The organism is Lacisediminihabitans sp. H27-G8, from assembly GCF_046156175.1.
In the GTDB taxonomy this organism is placed as follows: Bacteria; Actinomycetota; Actinomycetes; order Actinomycetales; family Microbacteriaceae; genus Lacisediminihabitans.
Genome location: NZ_JAYLVL010000001.1, coordinates 255,911 through 276,383, shown reverse-complemented (window position 1 = coordinate 276,383; position 20,473 = coordinate 255,911). Strand labels below are relative to the sequence as shown.

Genomic DNA, 20,473 nt, shown 5'->3' with positions numbered 1-20,473 from the left:
TAACGGGAAAAAGCCTAAACCGGCGAAAATCGCGTCGAGAATCGTTTGACTGTTCCTACGAAGCGGTCTCGACGCCCGGTTCGATCGTTTGGCTGGCATCGACAAAGGCATCGAGGATCACCTGTGCGATAGCGTCAACCTGCCAGGCGCGCGCGCCCAAGCCGGCCAGGGCTGACGTGACGCTTTCGAGTTCGAGTGGCTCGGGAGGAGTCCAGGCGAGACGTCGGAGCAGCTCCGGAGTCAGCAGATTCTCGACGGGGATATCGACCTCGGCCGAGACCACGGCGATCGCGGCGCGAGCGGACTTCAACCGTTTGTCGGCTACGGGGTTCCGGTCGCTCCACACCCGCGGCGGCGGTATCGCCTCGCTCGCGACCCGGAGCGCGGGCAGATCTTCAGTGGCGCGTCCTGCTTCGATCGCGGCCCACCAGCGCGGAAGCTCCGAGCGGCTCGCGCGACCGTTGAATTCGCGCAGGGATGCGAGTCCGTGGCGGGACTCCGGCATCGCCTTCGCTGCGGCGATGAGCGAAGCATCCGGAACGAGTCGTCCGGGGGCGGTGTCGATCTCGCGGGCGAAGGCGTCGCGGGCCTCCCAGAGTTCGCGGGCGACGGCGAGGTTTCGGGCCCCGCGCACCGTGTGCAGTCCGGAGAGGCGCCGCCACGCGTCACCGGTGACCACCTTTGCTTCGCGGGCGAGCACGGCTTCGAATTCCTGCTCGGCGATGTCGGATTTGCCGGCGGTCTCGAGGAGGGCGGCCATCGCGTCCCTGAGGTCGGGGAGCAACTCGACATCGAGCGCCGCGTAGACCAGCCAGGACTGGGGCAGTGGTCGTGTCGACCAGTCCGCCGCCGAGTGCTCTTTGGCCAGGTGGATGCCGAGGAGGTCTTCGACGACAGTGCCGAGCCCGACCCGGGGGAGGCCGGCGAGGCGAGCGCCGAGCTCTGTGTCGAAGATGCGGGTGGGGTCGAGCCCCACCTCGCGCAGGCACGCGAGGTCCTGGCTCGCGGCGTGCAGGATCCATTCCTCGTCACGGATGGCCGCGTCGAGTTCCGCGAAGGACCCGATGGCCGGCGGATCGAAGAGGAAGACGCCGGAACCGCGGCGGAAGATCTGGATGAGGTACGCGCGCTGGGAGTACCGGAAGCCCGAAGCCCGCTCGGCATCGATGGCGATCGGACCGTGGCCAGCCACAATGGCCGCAACGGCTTCGAGATACTCCTCACGGGACTCGATGACGTGCACTTCGACGTGGGGGGCCTGTTCCGGTTCGACCCGGGCTCCGGCGTCGGATTCGACGGGAGGCGCGGCTTCGGGCACGCTCACTGGCGCTTCGGCACGGCCCTGATGCTCCGTACCGTCGAGAAACACCGGTTCTCTTGCGGTGTCGCTCACGTCCGATCTCTGCGGGCCGCTAGCACACTCACTCCTTCGACAGCCGGCGGCAGTCCCGCCAGCATGCACAGCAATTCACCCCAGCCTTCCACATGTGAGGTGATGTCGTGGGCGTCGAGGGGAGTCCAGGACGCGCGAAGCTCGATTTGCGCCCCGTCCCCCTGCGCGGCGAGTTCGCCGAAGCCGGTGGAAATGATGCGGGTGGCGGTGCCCGATTCCGCCGTGTATTGCGCGCCGCGCGCTTCGAGCGCATCGACGAGCCAGGACCACGTGACATCCGCGAGGAAGGGATCGAGGCCGATGTCGCTCTCGAGCGGAGCCTGCGCGTAACAGACGACCCGGAATACGCCGCCCCACGCTTCGGGGGCGGAGGGGTCGTAGAGGAGGATGAATCGGCCGGTGCCGAGATCGGAGTCCGAGTTGTGCCGGGCCGGGGTGACATCCGCGGCGAGCGCGACACTGTACGGCGCGAGATCCCCACAGGGGGAGGGAATCTCGGTGAGCACGAGCTCCGAACGGAGCGAAGCCCGGCGGACTGCATCGAGCGCGGCGCGGAACGCGGCCGGCTCCGGTTGACCTGCGGCGTTTTCGGGCACGAGTGAAGACTAAAGTTCCCCTGTGGCAGATTCCCGAAGGCACGCCGTCAAAGCATTTCCGTGGCGTGCTGTCGTCGTCGCTTCACTGGGCGCCGTTGGGTCGATCGCGGCCCTGACCGTGGCCGGCGTGACGCTGGTGGTCGCGCGCACGGTCGTCACGCCTCCGAAGCGGCGACCGGAGGACACCCGCATCCTCTCGGTGGATGGCGCCGGAGACCTGATCACGCTGTCGTCGACCGCGGATTCCCGCCTTCCGGGCGAGTACAGCCTCTTCTTCGCCGACGGGGGAGGCCACGCGCGGGTCGGGGACATCGTCGCGGAGACACCGGAGACCGTCATCCGCCGACTGCTCGCGGTGGACCGGGGGGATCTGGCTCACGCACGTCGTGGCCGGTTCAGCGGGTGGTTCTACACCGGACCCGCCGACCTCGGCTTCCCGTTCCAGAATGTGGACATCCCCACGGAGCTCGGGCTCGCTCCCGCCTGGCTCGTGCCGGCGGAGGGACCGAGCACGCATTGGGTGATCGAGGTTCACGGCCGGGCGGTGCGCCGCGAAGAGACTCTGAGGGCGGTCCCGGTGTTCCGGGCCGCCGGCTACACCTCGCTTCTGGTCTCCTACCGCAACGACGAGGACGCCCCGCCGAGCCTGGATGGGCGGTATGGCCTCGGCGACACGGAGTGGCACGACGTGGAGGCTGCCCTCCGGTACGCAATCGATCACGGTGCAACGGATGTCGTGCTCATGGGCTGGTCGATGGGAGGGGCGACGGTGCTGCAGACCCTCACCCGTTCCGAGCTCGCGGGGGTCGTGCGGGGCATCGTGCTGGACTCGCCGGTGATCGACTGGGTCACTGCGCTGCGCTTCCAGGGCGAGCTGCTCGGACTGCCGAACCCGATTCGCACGGGAGTGATCGCGCTGCTGGGGCTCAAGTGGGCTGGGCGGCTCACCGGCCAGCACGTGCCGATCGACCTGCCCCGGCTCGACTTCGTCCGTCGCTCCGCCGACCTGCACGTGCCCATTCTGCTCATGCACAGCGATGACGACGGATTCATCCCCTCGACAGCCTCGCTCGCCCTTGCGGCGGCCCGCCCGGACATCGTCAGCTACGAGCGATTCACTATCGCCGGCCACACGAAGCTGTGGAACTTCGACCGCGCACGCTGGAATGACGCGATCGCCCACTGGCTGCGCACGGCGCCGCTGTAGAGCGAGCCCTCAGTCCAGCACCCGCCAGCGCGCGTAGAGCGTGCTGGTGTCATCCACGAGCAGCTGCGTGAGCTCCAGCCGATGGGGGGCGATGGGGGCGGTCCCGAGCAGGGGGAGCGACACCCCGCCAACGGCGGGGCTCGTGGACAGGCAGAGCTCGTCGACGAGACCGGCCCCGAGCATCTGCGCCGCGAGCGAAGGCCCACCCTCGCAGACGATCCGGTGCAGTCCGCGCGCACGGAGGGCCGACACGATGTCGACGGCGGACATGCGCCCCGCGGCATCCGGAACGACGACGATTTCCGCCGAGGGCAGTGCGGCCTTGGCGGTCTCGGCGACCGCGGCCGGACACAGCACGAGCGGAGTGAACCGGTCGGGGGCGACGGTGAGCCGGTGCCCACCGAGATCCCCCGTGCTCGTGACGATGGCGAGCGGCGCGGTGCGGGGCAGTTGGTAGCCCTCGGCTCGAACGCTTGCGGCCCCGACCAGCACCACATCGCTGTCGCGCCGGATGACACCGAGGATCTTGCGATCCGCTCGATTGGTCAGCGTCTCCGAGGTGTCGTCCCGGCCGGCGGCACTGCCGCTGACGCTCGCGACGAGGTTGATGCGCAGGGTTTCGGCTCCCGCGAGCGCATAGAGTTCGCCGAGACTGGCCCGCGCATCCGGCGATTCGATTTCTATCGCCGGGCCGGCCTCCGGGAACAGCCGTCTCACGATCACGCGGCGAGCCTCTCGCGCACCTGGCGCTTGGTGCGGGCGAGCATCGCTGTCATCCCGCGGATACGCAGCAGGCTGACGGCCTCGGTGAGTCCGATGGTGTGGGGGAAGTCGTCGGGCACATCGAGCACCTGCTGGGCGGTGAGTCCCGAGAGCCCCTGGGCGAGGATGGATGCGAAGCCCCGGGTCGTCGGAGCCTCTTTCGGCGCGGTCGCGTGCAGCTGCACGATCCCGCCGTCCTCTACCTCGACGAAGATGAACACGGGCGACTGGCATTCCACGACCCGCTCGAGCAGGTCGGGGTGGTCGGCGTAGCGCGGAGGCAGCTCCGGCAGTTCATTGGCGAATTCGAGCAACAGGATGAGCCGATCGGCCTGGTCGAGCTCGAGGAAATCCTCGCGGATCTGGGCGAGGGACTCGGGTAGTGCGCTGGTGGTCATAGGACTCCAGTATTCCATCCGCCGGAGTGCAGCCGGCTGTCAGCGGATCGGCACCGGTCCGGGCTCCGAGCCCCTGACGATCGGTACCCGAACCGCCGATCCCCATTCCGTCCAGGATCCGTCGTAGTTGCGCACTCCCTCGAAGCCGAGGAGGTGGGTGAGCACGAACCAGGTGTGGGCGGAGCGTTCGCCGATGCGGCAGTATGCGATCACATCGTCGCCGTCGGCGAGGCCGGCGCCGGTGCGATAGATCGCGTCGAGCTCTGGCAGGGCGCGGAACGTGCCGTCCTCCGCGACAGCCTTGCCCCACGGCACATTCTGGGCGCTCGGGATGTGGCCGGCGCGAAGGGCGCCCTCTTCGGGGTAGGCCGGGGCGGTGGTGCGCTCTCCGCTGAATTCCTCGGGTGAACGCACGTCGATGAGCGGGTTGCCGAAGTGCGCGAGGACATCGTCCTTATAGGCACGGATGACCGAGTCATCCCGGTCCACGACGGGATAGTCGACCGCGGTCGGTTTCGAGGTCTCGGTGACGTACTCTCCGCCCTCGGCCTCCCATTTGGCACGGCCGCCGTCGAGCAGCCGCACGTCTTCGTGGCCGAACAGGGAGAACACCCAGAGGGCGTAGGCGGCCCACCAGTTGTTCTTGTCGCCATAGATGACGACAGTGCTGTCACGAGCGATGCCCTTGGAGCCGACGAGAGCGGCAAACCGTGCTCCGTCGATGTAGTCGCGTTCGACCGGGTCGTTGAGGTCGGTATGCCAGTCGATCTTGACCGAGCCGGGAATGTGCCCGGTCTCGTACAACAGCACGTCTTCATCCGATTCGACGACGACGAGGCCCGGCGTGCCGAGGTTGGCGCGAAGCCAGTCGGTGCTGACGAGACGACCGGGATGAGCGAACTCCGTGAACGTGGGTGATGGGTCGACCGCGACGGTCATCTGGTACCTCCGGTTTGCGCCCTCTGGGGCGGCGATTTGCCTGTGGACAGGGAGCTAGGCTCGTAACTGACCGTTATCGAATCTACGCACTCGACCTGAACGACATGTCGTTTCCGTAAGACTTCGACACATCTCCTCCGCAAGCGTAAGGGCCTTTCGACACGTGACCGCCGAACAGGTGATATCCCGAGGCAGCCTCGTGGACCGCGACTCCTCGATCACTGCCGCGGAGATGGTGCAGCATCTGGTGCCTCCGCGCCAGTTCGAGACGGCGACGCTCGATTCCTACCGGCCCGACCGCGACTATCCCTCGCAGGGCGGTGCGGTGGCGGCGATCAGGAACTTCGCCCACGGATTCTCCGCCAAGGGTGGCGGCGGTCTCTTTTCCCGGCGCAAGGCTCCGGTCGAATTGCCCGGGGTGTACCTCGACGGCGGATTCGGAGTCGGCAAGACCCACCTTCTCGCGGCCCTCTGGCACCTCGCACCCGGTCGCAAATACTTCGGCACCTTCATCGAGTACACGGCCCTGGTGGGGGCCCTCGGCTACGCCGGCGCGGTCGCGCAGCTGAAGGGAGCGACCCTCGTCTGCATCGACGAGTTCGAACTCGACGACCCGGGGGACACCCGGTTGATGTCGCGACTGCTCTCGGAGCTCGTCGCCTCCGGATCCCGCATCGCCGCGACCTCGAACACCCCTCCCAACGCGCTCGGCGAGGGGCGGTTCGCCGCCCAGGACTTCCTTCGCGAGATCGATGCGCTGGCCGCACGTTTCACCACCCTCCGCATCGACGGGCTCGACTATCGTCGCCGCGACATGGAGGGCCATGCCACCACCACCGCCGACTCCGACCTCGCGGCCGCGCTCCACACGCTGTCCGGGGTGGTGACGGTCGACGGTTTCGACACCGTGATCCGCCTGCTCTCCACGGTGCATCCGTCCCGGTATGTGCGCATGGTCGACGGTGTGGACGCGATCGCGCTGACCGACGTGCATCCGCTCTCCAACCAGACGGATGCCCTGCGCCTCGTCGCCTTCGTCGACCGTCTCTACGACGCCCAGGTTCGCATTGTCGCGACCGGCACCCCGATCGACCAGGTCTTCGACGAGGACATGCTCGCCGGTGGGTACCGCAAGAAGTATCTCCGGGCAGCGTCGCGCCTCATCGCCTTGACCGCCGGGCAGGTCTGATCCGGCTTTCCCCCGCCCGTTGTCGAGCAGCCGGTCAGGCCGCGTCGACCGAGCGGTAGTGCCGCGCGCGGATCGCGGTGAGGATAACGCCGACGACCGCCGCGAGGACGGAGGCGATGAGCACCGCGAGGGTGCCCTCCACCACGACATCGGGCTGCTTCGCATAGGCGAGTTCGTTCATGAGCAGCGACACCGTGAAGCCGATGCCACCGAGGCCGGCCACCGCGGTGATGTCGCCGAAGGGCACGCGGTGACGTGCGGAAGCGAGCCGGTTGGCCACGAGGGCCCCGGCGGTGATGCCGACGAGCTTGCCGATCGGCAGTGCTACGAGGATGGCCCAGAACACCGGGCTGAGTTCGCCGATGCCCACCGTGGGAAGCACGACGAGTGCGGCGACGAAGGCGAACACCGGAAGGATGATCCCATTGCTCCAGGGCTCGAGCGCGTGCCGGGTGCGCGCGGCGCTCTTGCCCGCCATGACGAGTCCGAGAGCGACTCCGGCGATCGTGGCGTGGATGCCCGAGAGGTACACCAGCACCCAGGCGGCGATTCCGAGCATGATCAGCACGGCGACGATCGGTGCCGATCGCACTCGCCTGCTCAGCCAACCGAAGACCAGGATCACCGGCACGGCGGCGATCAGGGGCAGCGGCAGGAGGTCGTCAGTGAAGAAGAACGCGATGATCAGGATCGCGATCAGGTCGTCGATCACCGCGAGAGCCAGCAGAAGGGCGCGGATGCGGGAGGGGAGCGCTCGACCCACGAGCGCCAGTGCTCCGAGCGCGAAGGCGATGTCCGTTGCTGTGGGGATCGGCCAGCCGTGGGAGAGCTCGCGGTCCGGAACCATGACGAGGAAGATCGCCGCCGGCACGATGACGCCTCCGACCGCGGCGAAGGTGGGGACCAGGGCCTTCCCGGCACTGTCGAGCTCCCCATGGGTGAGTTCGTGCTTGAGTTCGATGGCCGCGAGGAAGAAGAAGACGGCGAGAAGACCGTCAGTAACCCAGTGACCGACGGAGAGATCCAGGCCGAGCCAGGGCACGGGCAGATGCTGGTCGCGCAGGCCCTGCAAGCCGGGACCCAGCGCGGAATTGGCGAGGATGACACCGAGAATCGCGGCACCGAGAAGCAGAAAGGCGGCGTAGCGCTCGCTCCGGAGAAATGTCATCGTGCCCCCGATCGGATTTCCAGAAGTCTACGAGGGAGAGTCGCGAGGGCGGCTCTCTCCCTTCCATCCCGGCGCTAAGGCTTCGGAAACACGATGTTTACATTGACGCTCAGTGCGTAACAACGGAGAAACACGGGGACACGCTCGTGGAAATATCGGCCCACCAAACTTGCCCCATCCCCGAGGCGGATCCCGAATCGCAGCCTGATTCCAGGCCCTGAGCGAAATGCCACGCGGGAGTCCTTCGGTTATAGAGAGAGGCAACCCCACCCATGGTCGCATTGTCGGTCCTTACAAATGCCACGACTGACGGCATAACATCCAACCTGAACTCGCTCTGGCTTCTCGTAGCAGCGGCTCTCGTGCTCATCATGACCCCCGGGGTCGCGTTCTTCTACGGAGGGATGGTGCGCGCGAAGAGCGTCATCAGCATGATGATGATGAGCTTCGGCGCTATGGGCCTCATCGGCGTGCTGTGGGTGCTCTACGGCTACGGCCTCTCCTTCGGGCCGCCGCTCATCAGCGGCTGGCTCGGTAACCCCTCTGGCCTCTTCGGGCTCGGCAAGCTGGTGGGCATCGGCAAGGACGGCGCGATGACGGGAGACCTTCCGGGGCTCGCCTTCGCCGGCTTCCAGGCCACGTTCGCCATCATCACCGTCGCCCTCATCTCGGGAGCTATCGCCGACCGCGCGAAGTTCGGCCCGTGGATGGTCTTCGCCGGAGTCTGGGCCACCCTGGTCTACTTCCCGGTCGCCTACTGGGTGTTCAACCTCACCGACGGCTGGGCGCCGCACGTCCTCGGAGTCAACGACTTCGCCGGCGGTACCGCGGTGCACATCAACGCCGGTGCTGCGGGTCTCGCGCTCGCACTCGTACTCGGCAAGCGCGTCGGATTCCAGAAGGGTATGTCCAAGCCACACAACGTGCCGCTGACGCTGCTCGGTGCCGCGCTGCTGTGGTTCGGCTGGTTCGGCTTCAACGCCGGCTCCGAGGCTGCCGTCGACGGCGTCGCTGCGATCGCCTGGATCAACACCCTCGCCGCCCCCGCCGCCGCTATTCTCGGCTGGCTGATCGTCGAGCGTGTCAAGGACGGTAAGCCCACCTCGATCGGTGCCGCCTCCGGTGCGGTCGCCGGACTCGTCGCGATCACCCCGGCCTGTAACATCCTCACCCCCGGATGGGCGATCGTGCTCGGCATCCTCGCCGGCGCCGTCTGTGCCCTCGCGATCGACCTGAAGTTCAAGCTCGGGTTCGACGACTCACTCGATGTCGTGGGCATCCACCTCGTCGGTGGACTGCTCGGCACGCTCTACATCGGCATCTTCGGTAGCGGCATCGGCCTCATCGACACCGGCAGCTTCAAGCAGCTCGGCGTTCAGGCTCTGGCCGGTTTCGGAATCGGGATCTACTCCTTCGGACTCGCCTGGATCATCGGCACGGTCATCCAGAAGACCATGGGCTTCCGCATCACCAACGAAGATGAGGTCGCCGGCGTCGACACCATCGTCCACGGTGAGGAGGGCTACGCCCTCGAGACGGTCTAACCCGGTCTAAGAAACAGGGCGTCGTCCTTCGGGACGGCGCCCTGTTCTGTGTGCCCGTGGTTCTGGGTGCCCATGGACTTAGCTGCCCCTGGTCTTGGCTGCCCCTGGTCTTGGCTGCCCCTAGTCTTGGCTGCGACGACGCCACCGGGGCGCCCGATGCGAAAGGCGTCGAATGGATGCTGTGAGCCTGGGCTTCAGCGCACTGGCCATCGTGTCGATCCTCGCCGTGACCGCACTTCTCGCCGTCGTCGAGAACCGTTTTGCTGCGGTGGATTGGGCCCGCACCGTGCTCATCGCCGGGGTCGGAGGCGCAATCGTCGCTCTGGCGTGCTTCCTGCAGCTGCTGGTGCTGCCGCTTCTCCTGATCGGGCCACTCGCCGCGCTGGGGGCGCTCTTCGCCACGCTGTCGACCTCGCTTCTGCGGTCGCACTCCACGCCCCGCAGGCTGGGTCTGGCCGCCGTCTCCACCGCGCTCGTCTTCCTGCCGCTGTCGTGGACGGTGTTTGCCACGAGCTTCGACCCCTTCGGAACCCAGCTGGGAGTGATCGACCTGGGGGGAGGCGTGCCGACCCTGGTCGGTGGCGGCGCTGTCGCTCTCGGCACGGCCCTGGTTCGCGGGCGTGCACAGGTCGCTGCTGTACCCGCACGGATCCCTGCACCCGCCCGGATGAGTGGATGGCGCGTGCTCATCCCCGCGGTCCTGGCCTGGATCGCCGGAGTGGGCTGGGTGGTCGGGCTCGAGCTCGCGGCCGACGACATGGTGCCGGTGATCGCGGTGAGCGCGCTCGTGATGCCCGCGCTGGCTGCCGTTTCGGCATCCCTCGTCGAGCGTCTGCGATTCGGCCGCACGACGTCATCGGGGATCGTCGTCGGCCTCCTGGCCGGCATGGCTGCAGTGGTGCCCGCCTGTGCGTTCGTTACGGCACCGCTCGCCGCCGCGATCGGGGTGATCGTCGGGGCCGTCATCGGGCTCCTGCCGCAGCGAGTGCGCACTTGGCCAGCCACGGCACTCGCCCTTGGCGCCGCGATCAGCGCGGTGCTGCTCGGCGCGTTCGGCACCCATATCGGCTACATCTACACGGGCCAGCCCGAGCTCGCCTTCGGGCAGCTCACGATCGTCCTGCTAGCGGTGGCGGGTGGGGGAGCGGTGGGCGCCGTGCTGGGATGGCTCTCCCGCCGATGGCCGTCCCCGGACTCCGCCGACTCGTCGCCGGAGGTCTAGCGCTCGCTAGTCGACCATCGACCGGGCGACGACCGCCCGGGCGGCGGTGCCTTCGGGGATCGGCAGGATCGGGAACACGTGGATCATCTCCGGCACCTCGTGGTAGTCCACGGTGAGCCCCGCGGCATCCGCGAGGGACAGGAACCTCGTGGCATCCGCATTGAGGATGTCCCGGGTGCCGCTGAACATCGTGAGCGAGCCGAGCCCACTGAGCTCTCCGTAGATCGGGCTGACCCGGGGATCCGTCTCGGAAAGCGGCCCGCGATAGACGCCCCCGGCGAAATGCGAACCGGGCACTGCGAGCCACGGGTCATGGGGCGCGATCACCGCGAGCTGCGGATCGGTGCCCGTGATGTCGAGCCAGGGTGAGATCAGCACCGTGCTGTGGGGGGCCTCGATGCCCCGGTCGCGCAGTTGCATCGCCACCGCGAGGGCCATACCCCCTCCGGCCGAATCGCCCAGAATACTGGTGTTACGCGCGCCGACCTCGTCGATGAGGGCGGACGCCAGAGCCGTGGCCTTCGGCACGATGGTGTCAGCAGTCTCAGCAGGTGCCAGCGGATAGATCGGCACGAGGAATCGGGTGTCGGTCTCCACGGCGAGCCTGGCCACGAACAGCCAGTGCTGGAGGGCGATCTCGAACACGTAGCATCCGCCGTGGAGGTAGAGGGCGCGGCGCGGAGGCGTCTTTCCCTTCGGACTGATCTCGTAGACCGTCCAGCCGTCGATGCTGAGCTCGCGGATGTCCACGGTCTTCGCCAGTCGAGCCGGGGGGCGCGAATTCGGCGCTCGTCCGGCGGCCTGACGGGCAAGTTTGCGCTTCATGGCATCGGCGGAGGAGAAAATCCGCTTCGATCCCCGGAGAGTCATGACGGCGGGCATGAGGCGACTGGCAAGACTCGACATGGGGCAAGCATAAGCTGGCACTCGTGGAGTCGATCTCGCAGACAGCGCCGATTCTTCCGGGGCGCCCGGTGCTCCAGCAGTTCTGGGCCGATCTCACCTTCCTGCACTGGAGAGTGGATGCCGCAGTCGTAGCGCCGCTACTCCCGCCCGGCATCGTTCCCGACATCTTCGACGGCAGCTCCTGGGTCGGGCTCATTCCGTTTCGGATGGTCGGCTCGGCATTCTTCGGAGGGCCGTCCGTCCCGTACTTCGGCACCTTCACCGAGGTCAACGTGCGCCTCTACGGGGTGGACGAATTCGGTCGTCGCGGCGTCGTCTTCGCCTCCCTCGAAGCATCGCGGCTTGCCGCTGTCGTCGCCGCACGCGCGGTCTTCGGACTCCCGTACTACTGGGCATCCGCTGACTTCGGAAGCGAGGGGCAGGAGTATCGCTATGCGAGCAAGCGCATCGGCGGCGGCGGCCCGAGCACGAGGATCGTGAGCCGGGCATCCGGCGTCCCAGTGGTGGATGACCCGCTCGCCGACTTTCTGACCGCACGCTGGCGGCTGTTCGTCGGGCGGGGCGGAAAGACCGCGGTGCAGGCGAATCGACACAGTGCATGGCCGCTCTTCACGGCGGAACTCGTCCAACTCGACGACGCCCTGCTTGCCGCAGCGGGACTGCCGGGGATCACGGACCGGGCGCCGGATTCCGTGCTGTTCTCACCGGGGGTTCTCACCCAGTTCAGCGGAGCGCAACCGATAACTGCACCCGAGCGTGGCAGGTTCGGGCTGCCAGGCGTTGTTGCACGGCCAGGAAATATTGTGGGCGATACCGGACTCGAACCGATGACCTCTTCGGTGTGAACGAAGCGCGCTACCAACTGCGCCAATCGCCCTGACTCGCCAATCCTGCCATATCCGGCGACCGTTCACGACGCCACGCCGTTCCGTCACACGGTTTGGCGAGACACCGGGCATCGGCTAGAGTCATGGACGCACGCAGAAATGCGAGCAGTGCGGATGTGGCGCAGTGGTAGCGCATCACCTTGCCAAGGTGAGGGTCGCGAGTTCGAATCTCGTCATCCGCTCGAGTGAAGTAGTTTTCACTGTATGTGACTCGAAAGTGTCATGCACGGTGGCGTGGCCGAGAGGCGAGGCAGCGGCCTGCAAAGCCGTCCACACGGGTTCAAATCCCGTCGCCACCTCGAAGGGCAAAGATAACTTCACACATGTTTGAGCGATTGGCGCAGCGGTAGCGCGCTTCCCTGACACGGAAGAGGTCGCTGGTTCGATCCCAGTATCGCTCACAGAAAAACCCCCGGAATCTTCGTGATTTCGGGGGTTTTGTTTTGTATGGGCATTTCATGGGTCGAATGCAATGGGCGGCTTTTGAGCACTGGGATCAAAAGTTGGGCGATAGGCTCGGCCCGAGGGGCGGATGGCGCGCCGGAGGAGGAATTGTTGTCTGACGCTGCGGTTGCAAAAAAATCTACTGCTCCCAAATGGGAGCAAGATGCGCGGGATTCGATCCGATCGGCAATCCGAAGGTTCAGCAAGCCGCTTCAGGACATCGTGAGTCGAGACGCCAATGAAGGCGACACCCGGCTTTTGGTCACTGACTTCCTCTGCGAAGGATTGGGTTACGACAAGTTCGACGACTTGACCACTGAATTCGCAGTCAGGGGTGAGTTCGCAGACTACGGTGTCCGGATCGATAAGCAGTTGGTTGCCTTTATCGAGGTGAAGCGGGCGGCTCAGAAACTCAATGTTCGGCACCTTCGCCAGGTCGAGACCTACGCGGTGAAGGAAGGCCTTGAGTGGATCATGCTGACCAATGGGCAGGTTTGGCAGGGTTATCACGTGTACGCCAAGACTGGTCAACAGGTGGCGACTCATCTCGCGCTAGAAGTCGACATCTTGGGTGAGGAGCCGATCGCGAAGAAGATCGATGGCTTGCTCTACCTCCATCGGCAAGCTCTGAAGCGGGGAACGATCGATGAGCTTTGGAAGCGGAAAGCTGCCACTGCGCCGAAGTCCCTCTCGGACGTTCTGCTCACGGATCCTGTACTTGATGCTGTTCGCAAAGAGATACGTCGAACTAGTGGTTTCAACCCCGACGTTGACGAACTAGCAAAAATCATCAGAAACGAAGTGGTGCGACCTGAACTGCTTCTGTAAAGCGGAAATGGGACTGGAATCGGGGCAATCTGCTGCCGCCAACACCGCTTGAACAGGAAGTACTGAACAGCGGTTATCGTCGATATGCTCTGGTCTCGGCAAAGCGAGCGCTGGCCCTGAATTTCGATTCGGGGCCTTACGCATTTAACGCTCCATCACAATGACAGGTCGTTCTGTCCCACCTAGTGGGGAATGGCGATTGGGTACAGGTTTCGCGAAACTGGGGTACATGAACCCGGAAAGCGACGACTCCTTCGCCGAGCGCGCCGCTTTTGCGGATCTTCTTGTTGCCTCTGGCCTGGTTTCGGCGAAGCAACTCGCCCGGGCTTCGGTCGACAGTGCGCTCTCCGGAACCGCGGTCGACGCTTTGCTCGTCTCGCAGGGAGCCCTGGATCCCGTAGCGCTGCGATCGGTGCTCGCGCGCGCCTGGAACCTCCCGGTGCTCAATCTCGCCCGCACCCACGTGGACCACGACCTCGTAGACCAGTGGCCCGACGAGGTCTATCTCTCCGAGAACTGGTTTCCGGTGCGAGATCAGTCCAACGGAACGGTTCTCGTGGCCACCTCGCGGATTCCGGATGCGGCCCGAGCGGAACGCATCGCCGCCGTCATCGCGTCGCCGGTGGAGTTCGCTGCCGTCGCTTCGGCGGATATCGCCGCGGCGATAGCCCGGGCCGTCAAGCGCCGCAGCCGGGGACGGCGCATCTTCCTGAGCTGACCGGGCCCCGCCACCGCACGACGCTAAAGTTGAGACACCCCTGTCGCGCCCCTCGGCGCAGACTCTGTCCAACCCAAGGAGACATCCGTCGTGTCAGATTCGCCCGCCGGCAACGAGCCCATCCTCGAGTCGATCACGGCGGCGGAGGCGACCACCGGGTTCGAGCTCTTTACCGATCGCCAGGTCGTTGCGATGCGGGTCGGAGGGGAACTGCGTGATCTCGCGGCATCCGTCAGCGAGGGCGAGATCGTCGAACCGGTGCTGCTCTCGTCCCCGGACGGGCTCAGCATCCTGCGCCATTCCGCCGCCCACGTGGCCGCTCAGGCGCTTCAGTCGATCAACCCGGAGGCCAAGCTCGGCATCGGGCCGCCCATCACCGACGGCTTCTACTACGACTTCGATGTCGAGACCCCGCTGACCCCGGAAGACCTCAAGGCCATCGACAAGGTCATGGAACGCATCATCAAGGCGGGCCAGCGGTTCGTTCGACGGGTCGTCACCGAGGAGGAAGCTCGGGCCGAGCTCGCGAACGAGCCATACAAGCTCGAACTCATCGGTCTCAAGGGGCATCCGACGGAGGGCGCCGGCGGCACCGACGACAACGAAGCCGTCGAGGTCGGCGGTGCGGAACTCACCATCTACGACAACGTCGACCCGCGAACCGGGGAGACGGTCTGGAAAGACCTGTGCCGCGGTCCGCACCTGCCGAGCACCCGCATGATCGGCAATGGCTACGCCCTGACACGGAGCGCCGCGGCCTACTGGCGAGGCTCCGAGAAGAACAAGCAACTCCAGCGCGTCTACGGAACTGCCTGGGCAACGAAGGACGACCTGCGCGCGTACCTCACGCGGCAGGAGGAGGCGGCCAAGCGCGATCATCGCAAGCTCGGTGCCGAACTCGACCTGTTCTCCTTCCCCGAGGAGATCGGATCCGGCCTCGCCGTGTTCCACCCCAAGGGCGGAATCATCCGGGCCGAGATCGAGAACTACATGCGCGACCGGCTCATCGCCAACGGCTACGAGCAGGTCTACTCACCCCACATCACCAAGGGCAGCCTGTTCGAGACCAGCGGGCACCTGCAGTGGTACAAGGACGGCATGTTCCCGGCGATGCATCTCGACGAAGAGGTGGATGACGAGGGTCACGTCACCCGCCAGGGCCAGGATTACTACCTCAAGCCCATGAACTGCCCGTTCCACAACCTGATCTTCCGCGCACGGGGACGCAGCTACCGCGAGCTTCCCCTTCGCCTGGCGGAGTTCGGCACCGTCTACCGCTACGAGAAGAGCGGGACACTGTCGGGCCTGACTCGCGTGCGCGGACTCACCCAGGATGACGCGCACATCTACGTCACGCCGGAGCAGGTGAAGGGCGAGATCTCCAGCCAGCTCGACTTCGTCTTCGAGACCCTGCGCGGCTACGGTCTCGACGACTTCTACCTCGAGCTGTCCACCCGCGACCCCGAGAAGTCCGTCGGCACCGATCAGGCGTGGGACGACGCGACGGAGACCCTCCGCCAGGTCGCCACCGAATCCGGACTTGAATTCGTGATCGACCACGGCGGCGCGGCCTTCTACGGCCCCAAGATCTCCGTGCAGGCTCGGGACGCGATCGGGCGCACCTGGCAACTCTCCACGGTGCAGCTCGACTTCAACCAGCCGGAACGTTTCGGGCTGGAGTACACGGCTGCCGATGGCACCCGTCAGCAGCCGGTGATGATCCACCGTGCCCTCCTCGGCTCGATCGAACGCTTCTTCGCCATCCTGCTCGAACACTATGCCGGCGCCTTCCCGGTCTGGCTGTCGCCGGTGCAGGTGGTCGGCATCCCGGTGGCGGAGCAGTACGAGGAGTACCTCGGTGACGTCATCCGGCAGTTGCGGGAGGCCGGAGTGCGAGCAGAGCTCGACGACTCGAATGACCGGATGCCGAAGAAGATCCGCACCCACACCAAGTTGAAGGTGCCGTTCCAGCTGATCGCCGGTGAAGAGGATCGCGCCGCCGGCGCCGTCAGCTTTCGCTATCGGGACGGCCACCAGGACAACGGCGTGCCGATCGCGGAAGCGATCGAGAGGATCACCACGGCGATAGCGACCCGGGCACAGGTCTGAGGTGCCCGGCAGCTACGGCCCCGAGGAATTCGAGGGCATCGAGATCGAGTCAGCGGAGGATTTCGCCGCGGTCCCCGACGCCTTCCAACGACTGTGGACCCCTCACCGTCTCGTCTACATCAAGGCTGGACCGCAACCGCACAAAGACGAGTGCCCGTTCTGCGTCGCGCCGTCGATGAGCGACGAGAAGGCCCTCATCGTGGCGCGCGGGAAGACCTGCTTCGTGCTTCTCAACCTCTTCCCCTACAACGCCGGTCACCTCTTGGTGTGCCCGTACCGGCACGTCGCGAGCTATGACGATGCGACCGAGGAGGAGGTCACCGAGATGGCGGCACTCACCCAGATCGCGATGCGGGTGTTGCGTGCCACCGCCAACTGCGATGGATTCAACATCGGCATGAACCAGGGCGGCATCGCCGGTGCGGGAATCGCCGAACACCTCCACCAGCACATCGTGCCCCGGTGGGCGCAGGATTCGAACTTCTTCCCGATCATCGCGGGCACCAAAGCCATGCCCCGACTTCTCGGCGATGTGCGCGCCGAGGTCGCCGCGGCCTGGCCGCGCCCGTAACCCACGGCAACGCTCAGTATCCCCGGCTTAGAATGGGGTCGCTTCGCGGCACCTGCGAAGTATCAGAGAGGCGAGAAGTGACCGACATCACCACCAGCAGCAGCAGCACCGAAAACCTTGGCTCGAGCCGCGTGAAGCGCGGGCTCGCCGAGATGCTCAAGGGAGGCGTCATCATGGATGTCGTCACCGCAGAGCAGGCCCGTATCGCAGAGGACGCCGGGGCCGTCGCGGTCATGGCGCTCGAGCGCGTTCCCGCGGACATCCGCTCCCAGGGTGGAGTCGCCCGCATGAGCGATCCCGACCTCATCGACTCGATCATCGCCGAGGTCTCGATCCCCGTCATGGCGAAGGCGCGCATCGGCCACTTCGTCGAGGCGCAGATCCTGCAGACCCTCAACGTGGATTACATCGACGAGTCCGAAGTGCTTTCGCCGGCGGACTACGTGAACCACATCGACAAGTGGCCGTTCACGGTTCCCTTCGTCTGTGGAGCGACGAACCTCGGTGAGGCGCTCCGCCGCATCAACGAGGGCGCCGCGATGATCCGCTCGAAGGGAGAAGCCGGCACCGGCGACGTCTCCGAGGCCACGAAGCACATCCGCACCATCACCTCTGAGATTCGCGCCCTCGCGGCGAAGACCCACGACGAGCTCTACGTCGCGGCCAAGGAGCTGCAGGCGCCCTACGAGCTCGTGCTGGAGATCGCTCGCACCGGCAAGCTCCCGGTCGTGCTGTTCACCGCCGGTGGCGTGGCCACCCCCGCGGATGCCGCGATGATGATGCAGCTCGGCGCCGACGGCGTCTTCGTCGGCTCCGGCGTCTTCAAGTCGGGCAACCCCGAAGCCCGTGCCGCCGCCATCGTGAAGGCGACCACCTTCTTCGACGACCCCTCGGTAGTGGCGGCCGCATCGCGCGGCCTCGGTGAAGCGATGGTGGGAATCAACGTGTCAGACCTTCCCGCTCCGCACCGCCTCGCCGAACGTGGCTGGTAGCCAGACCCCGATAGTCGGAGTCCTCGCGCTCCAGGGCGATTTCCGCGAACACATCGCGGTGCTCCAATCGCTCGGAGCGGATGCTCGTGCGATCCGCCGCCCGGAAGAGCTCGCCCTAGTGGGCGGCCTCGTGATCCCGGGCGGCGAGTCGAGCGTGATGGACAAGCTGTCGCGCATGTTCGGACTCGCGGATCCCCTCAAGGACGCCATCCGTGCGGGCCTGCCGGTCTACGGCACCTGCGCCGGGCTGATCATGCTCGCCGACCGGGTGCTGGACGCGATCGCCGGACAGCAGAGCCTCGGCGGATTCGACATCTCGGTGCGTCGGAATGCCTTCGGATCGCAGCGCGACTCCTTCGAGACGGACCTGTCGATCCCCGTCCTCGGAGATCCGCCGGTGAACGCGGTGTTCATTCGCGCGCCGGTGGTCGAGCGGGTGGGGGAGTCGGTCGTGGCATTGGCGACTCTCGAGGACGGTCGTGTGGTGGCGGTCGAGCAGGGCAACCTGCTCGGAACCTCGTTCCACCCCGAGATGACGGGCGATACCCGCTTCCACGAGTACTTCCTCGATCGGGTGCGCGGGGTCCGCTAGGGCCGGTTCCCGGCAATCCGGGCGGCTTCGGACGGGGCGGGCCGGCGCGCCGGCCCGGTGTGTCCGCGACGGCCCGGTGTGACCCTTGCAGGCGCGCGGATGGCGCTTGCAGGAGCGCGGATGGCGCGCACAGGAGTGCGAATGACGCTTGCAGGAGCGCGGGTGGCGCTTACAGCGGCGCGAGTGACCTGCGCAGGAGCGCGGATGGCGCTTGCAGGAGTGCGAGTGACCTGCGCAGGAGCGCGGGTGGGCTTCGCAGGCGGGCGAGGTGGGCTTCGCAGGCGCGCGCAACCCCAGCCAGCACGCTCTGTGCATTGTGCGGCGCTTTGGGAAATACCACGCTTCGAGATGCCAGATTCTGTCCCAACGAGCGCCTTTTGGCGCAGAAAATGGCAGTTCGGCGGAGTGCACGTGGGTTACGCGGACGCGACAACCTGCTTCACGAGTGCTTCCTCGATCGGGTGCGCGCGGACCAGCTGGAGGCGTTGGCGTTTGGGTGCGCCGGGTCCGCAAGGCACGTTTCCCCCAATCCGGGCGGTTCCGGACAAACCGGGCCGGCACGCCGGCCCGGTGTGTCCGCGAGGGCCCGGTGTGACGCATGTCGGAACGCAGGCGACCTGCGCAGGAGCGCCACTGCGCCGCGCGGGGCGCAAGGCGCGTGGCGCGGGGCGCAAGGCGCGTGGCGCGGGGCGCAAGGCGCAGGGCGCAGGGCCGCGGGGCCGCGGGGCGCAGTGCGCAGGGGCGCAGGGCCGCGGGGCCGCAGGGCGAAGTGCGCAGGGCCGCAGGGCGCTGGGTGCAGGGCGCACGGCGCAGGGCGCAGGGCCGCAGGCCGCAGGGCGCTGGCGGTGGCCCTGCTGGCGTGGACGAGCCCCGGCTCAGGCGGTCGCGAACCTCTTCGCGTTGCGTTCGCGAGCCTTCGCGGCCTCGATCTCGCGATCCTTCGGGGGAGCTGTCGCAACCAGGTCCTCGAGCAGGTGCTGCGTGATGTGGGCGATCTCGTGTACCGCCAGATCGAAGGCGTCCTGGTTGACCTTCGCCGGCTTGGTCGAGCCGCTGATCTTGCGTACGTATTGCAGCGCCGCGGCCCGAACTTCGTCGTCATTGGCGGCAGGCTCGAAATTGTGGAGAGTGTGGATGTTTCGGCACATGCAGCGAGGCTAGGCGCGCTGGGCATCCGGATCAAGAGTGTCCCGGCCCGCATCCCAGCGCTGGATAGAATGTTCAGCATGTCAGGCCACTCCAAATGGGCAACCACCAAGCACCAGAAGGCGATCAAAGACTCTCGCCGTGCCAAGTCGTTCGCCAAACTCATCAAGAACATCGAAGTCGCCGCCAAGCTCGGGGGTGCAGACCTCGCCGGCAACCCGACGCTCGTCGACGCCATCCAGAAGGCGAAGAAGACCTCTGTACCGAACTCGAACATCGACTCGGCGGTCAAGCGCGGATCGGGCCAGCTCGGCGAAGCCGTCGACTACCAGACCATCATGTACGAGGGCTACGCGGCGGGCGGCGTCGCCCTGCTGATCGAGTGCCTCACCGACAACAAGAACCGCGCGGCGGCTGATGTGCGCACCGTGATGACCCGCAACGGCGGCACCATGGGTGATCCGGGCAGCGTCGCCTACAACTTCAGTCGCAAGGGTGTCGTCTCCGTCACCAAGACTGATGGCGTGAGCGAGGACGACATCCTCGCCGCCGTGCTCGATGCCGGCGCAGAAGAGGTCAACGACCGTGGCGCCGGTTTCGAAATCATCACCGAACCGCACGACATGGTCGCCGCGCGCACCGCGTTGCAGGATGCCGGCATCGAATACGACTCCGCCGATGTCGAGTTCGTGCCCGGGGTGACGATCGAGGTCGACGCGGAGACGGCGCGCAAGATCTATCGCCTCATCGACGCCTTGGACGACAACGACGACGTACAGAACGTCTACGGCAACTTCGACGTGCCGGCCGACGTGCAGGCCGAGCTCGACGACGAGGAGTAGCTCCCCGGTGGTCGCACCCA

The 20,473-nt window shown here is 66.4% G+C and carries 20 protein-coding genes and 4 tRNA genes; 15 read left to right on the top strand and 9 right to left on the bottom strand.

Going from position 1 to position 20,473, the window contains the following annotated elements; genetic code table 11:
- Positions 1-55: 55 nt before the first annotated feature.
- Complete coding sequence (locus VLI63_RS01325) at positions 56-1,243, bottom strand: HRDC domain-containing protein (protein WP_409155758.1); 1,188 nt, start codon at positions 1,241-1,243, stop codon at positions 56-58.
- Positions 1,244-1,389: 146 nt separating this feature from the next.
- Positions 1,390-1,989, bottom strand: coding sequence for a DUF3000 domain-containing protein (locus VLI63_RS01320; protein ID WP_409155090.1), 600 nt, complete (start codon positions 1,987-1,989; stop codon positions 1,390-1,392).
- Positions 1,990-2,011: 22 nt separating this feature from the next.
- Here VLI63_RS01320 and VLI63_RS01315 point away from each other — a divergent pair, with 22 nt between their 5' ends.
- Positions 2,012-3,196 carry an alpha/beta hydrolase family protein gene (locus tag VLI63_RS01315; protein ID WP_409155089.1) on the top strand — a complete coding sequence of 395 codons (1,185 nt, stop codon included), beginning with the start codon at positions 2,012-2,014 and terminating at the stop codon, positions 3,194-3,196.
- Positions 3,197-3,205: 9 nt separating this feature from the next.
- Here the strand turns inward: VLI63_RS01315 and VLI63_RS01310 are convergent, their stop codons facing one another.
- The 3 genes from VLI63_RS01310 to VLI63_RS01300 are packed head-to-tail and all read right to left on the bottom strand — an operon-like array spanning position 3,206 to position 5,295.
- Complete coding sequence (locus VLI63_RS01310) at positions 3,206-3,919, bottom strand: dihydrofolate reductase family protein (RefSeq protein ID WP_409155088.1); 714 nt, start codon at positions 3,917-3,919, stop codon at positions 3,206-3,208.
- On the bottom strand, positions 3,916-4,356 hold the full coding sequence (locus VLI63_RS01305) for a SufE family protein (protein ID WP_409155087.1): 441 nt from the start codon (positions 4,354-4,356) through the stop codon (positions 3,916-3,918). The genes VLI63_RS01310 and VLI63_RS01305 overlap by 4 nt, the downstream gene beginning before the upstream one ends.
- Positions 4,357-4,395: 39 nt before the next feature.
- Positions 4,396-5,295 carry a sulfurtransferase gene (locus tag VLI63_RS01300; protein WP_409155086.1) on the bottom strand — a complete coding sequence of 300 codons (900 nt, stop codon included), beginning with the start codon at positions 5,293-5,295 and terminating at the stop codon, positions 4,396-4,398.
- Between the two features lie 163 nt (positions 5,296-5,458).
- Here VLI63_RS01300 and zapE point away from each other — a divergent pair, with 163 nt between their 5' ends.
- On the top strand, positions 5,459-6,484 hold the full coding sequence (gene zapE, locus VLI63_RS01295) for a cell division protein ZapE (RefSeq protein ID WP_409155085.1): 1,026 nt from the start codon (positions 5,459-5,461) through the stop codon (positions 6,482-6,484).
- 34 nt (positions 6,485-6,518) lie between these two features.
- On the opposite strand, the gene VLI63_RS01290 is transcribed toward zapE, so the two are convergent.
- Entirely contained in the window at positions 6,519-7,652 is a 1,134-nt protein-coding gene (locus VLI63_RS01290) for a Na+/H+ antiporter NhaA (protein WP_409155084.1), read from the bottom strand.
- Positions 7,653-7,924: 272 nt separating this feature from the next.
- Between VLI63_RS01290 and VLI63_RS01285 the strand changes: the two genes are divergently transcribed.
- Together VLI63_RS01285 and VLI63_RS01280 are read left to right on the top strand one after the other, a co-directional pair.
- Complete coding sequence (locus tag VLI63_RS01285) at positions 7,925-9,196, top strand: ammonium transporter (protein ID WP_409155083.1); 1,272 nt, start codon at positions 7,925-7,927, stop codon at positions 9,194-9,196.
- Between the two features lie 172 nt (positions 9,197-9,368).
- Positions 9,369-10,418: a hypothetical protein gene (locus VLI63_RS01280; RefSeq protein ID WP_409155082.1), complete on the top strand. Its 1,050-nt coding sequence runs from the start codon at positions 9,369-9,371 to the stop codon at positions 10,416-10,418.
- A 6-nt stretch (positions 10,419-10,424) separates the two neighbouring features.
- Here VLI63_RS01280 and VLI63_RS01275 read toward each other — a convergent pair whose 3' ends face one another.
- A complete protein-coding gene (locus VLI63_RS01275) occupies positions 10,425-11,324 on the bottom strand; it encodes an alpha/beta hydrolase fold domain-containing protein (RefSeq protein ID WP_409155081.1) in 900 nt (299 codons plus the stop codon).
- Positions 11,325-11,347: 23 nt separating this feature from the next.
- Between VLI63_RS01275 and VLI63_RS01270 the strand changes: the two genes are divergently transcribed.
- Complete coding sequence (locus VLI63_RS01270; RefSeq protein ID WP_409155757.1) at positions 11,348-12,169, top strand: YqjF family protein; 822 nt, start codon at positions 11,348-11,350, stop codon at positions 12,167-12,169.
- Here VLI63_RS01270 and VLI63_RS01265 read toward each other — a convergent pair.
- Positions 12,129-12,201: transfer RNA gene (locus tag VLI63_RS01265), tRNA-Val, on the bottom strand. The two genes, VLI63_RS01270 and VLI63_RS01265, sit on opposite strands and share 41 nt — an antisense overlap.
- A 120-nt stretch (positions 12,202-12,321) precedes the next feature.
- On the opposite strand from VLI63_RS01265, the gene VLI63_RS01260 reads away from it, so the two are divergent.
- The 9 genes from VLI63_RS01260 (at position 12,322) to pdxT (ending at position 18,465) form a co-directional block, all read left to right on the top strand.
- A tRNA-Gly gene (locus tag VLI63_RS01260) sits at positions 12,322-12,393 on the top strand.
- 46 nt (positions 12,394-12,439) lie between these two features.
- Positions 12,440-12,510, top strand: a tRNA-Cys gene (locus tag VLI63_RS01255).
- A 30-nt stretch (positions 12,511-12,540) separates the two neighbouring features.
- Positions 12,541-12,612 (top strand) — tRNA-Val (locus VLI63_RS01250).
- 154 nt (positions 12,613-12,766) lie between these two features.
- The gene (locus VLI63_RS01245; protein WP_409155080.1) at positions 12,767-13,483 is read left to right on the top strand and encodes a hypothetical protein; all 717 of its coding nucleotides are present in this window, start codon (positions 12,767-12,769) and stop codon (positions 13,481-13,483) included.
- A gap of 229 nt (positions 13,484-13,712) precedes the next feature.
- Positions 13,713-14,201: a hypothetical protein gene (locus tag VLI63_RS01240; protein WP_409155079.1), complete on the top strand. Its 489-nt coding sequence runs from the start codon at positions 13,713-13,715 to the stop codon at positions 14,199-14,201.
- Between the two features lie 192 nt (positions 14,202-14,393).
- Positions 14,394-16,310, top strand: coding sequence for a threonine--tRNA ligase (thrS, locus tag VLI63_RS01235; protein WP_409155756.1), 1,917 nt, complete (start codon positions 14,394-14,396; stop codon positions 16,308-16,310).
- 37 nt (positions 16,311-16,347) lie between these two features.
- Positions 16,348-16,881: an HIT family protein gene (locus VLI63_RS01230; protein ID WP_409155755.1), complete on the top strand. Its 534-nt coding sequence runs from the start codon at positions 16,348-16,350 to the stop codon at positions 16,879-16,881.
- A gap of 86 nt (positions 16,882-16,967) precedes the next feature.
- Positions 16,968-17,873 carry a pyridoxal 5'-phosphate synthase lyase subunit PdxS gene (gene pdxS, locus VLI63_RS01225; RefSeq protein ID WP_409155754.1) on the top strand — a complete coding sequence of 302 codons (906 nt, stop codon included), beginning with the start codon at positions 16,968-16,970 and terminating at the stop codon, positions 17,871-17,873.
- Positions 17,863-18,465 carry a pyridoxal 5'-phosphate synthase glutaminase subunit PdxT gene (pdxT, locus tag VLI63_RS01220; RefSeq protein ID WP_409155078.1) on the top strand — a complete coding sequence of 201 codons (603 nt, stop codon included), beginning with the start codon at positions 17,863-17,865 and terminating at the stop codon, positions 18,463-18,465. The genes pdxS and pdxT overlap by 11 nt, the downstream gene beginning before the upstream one ends.
- Before the next feature lie 875 nt (positions 18,466-19,340).
- Here the strand turns inward: pdxT and VLI63_RS01215 are convergent.
- Positions 19,341-19,613, bottom strand: coding sequence for a DUF2277 domain-containing protein (locus VLI63_RS01215; RefSeq protein WP_409155077.1), 273 nt, complete (start codon positions 19,611-19,613; stop codon positions 19,341-19,343).
- 78 nt (positions 19,614-19,691) lie between these two features.
- Between VLI63_RS01215 and VLI63_RS01210 the strand changes: the two genes are divergently transcribed.
- Positions 19,692-20,453, top strand: a complete 762-nt coding sequence (locus VLI63_RS01210) for a YebC/PmpR family DNA-binding transcriptional regulator (RefSeq protein WP_409155076.1) — start codon at positions 19,692-19,694, stop codon at positions 20,451-20,453.
- Positions 20,454-20,473: the final 20 nt, after the last annotated feature.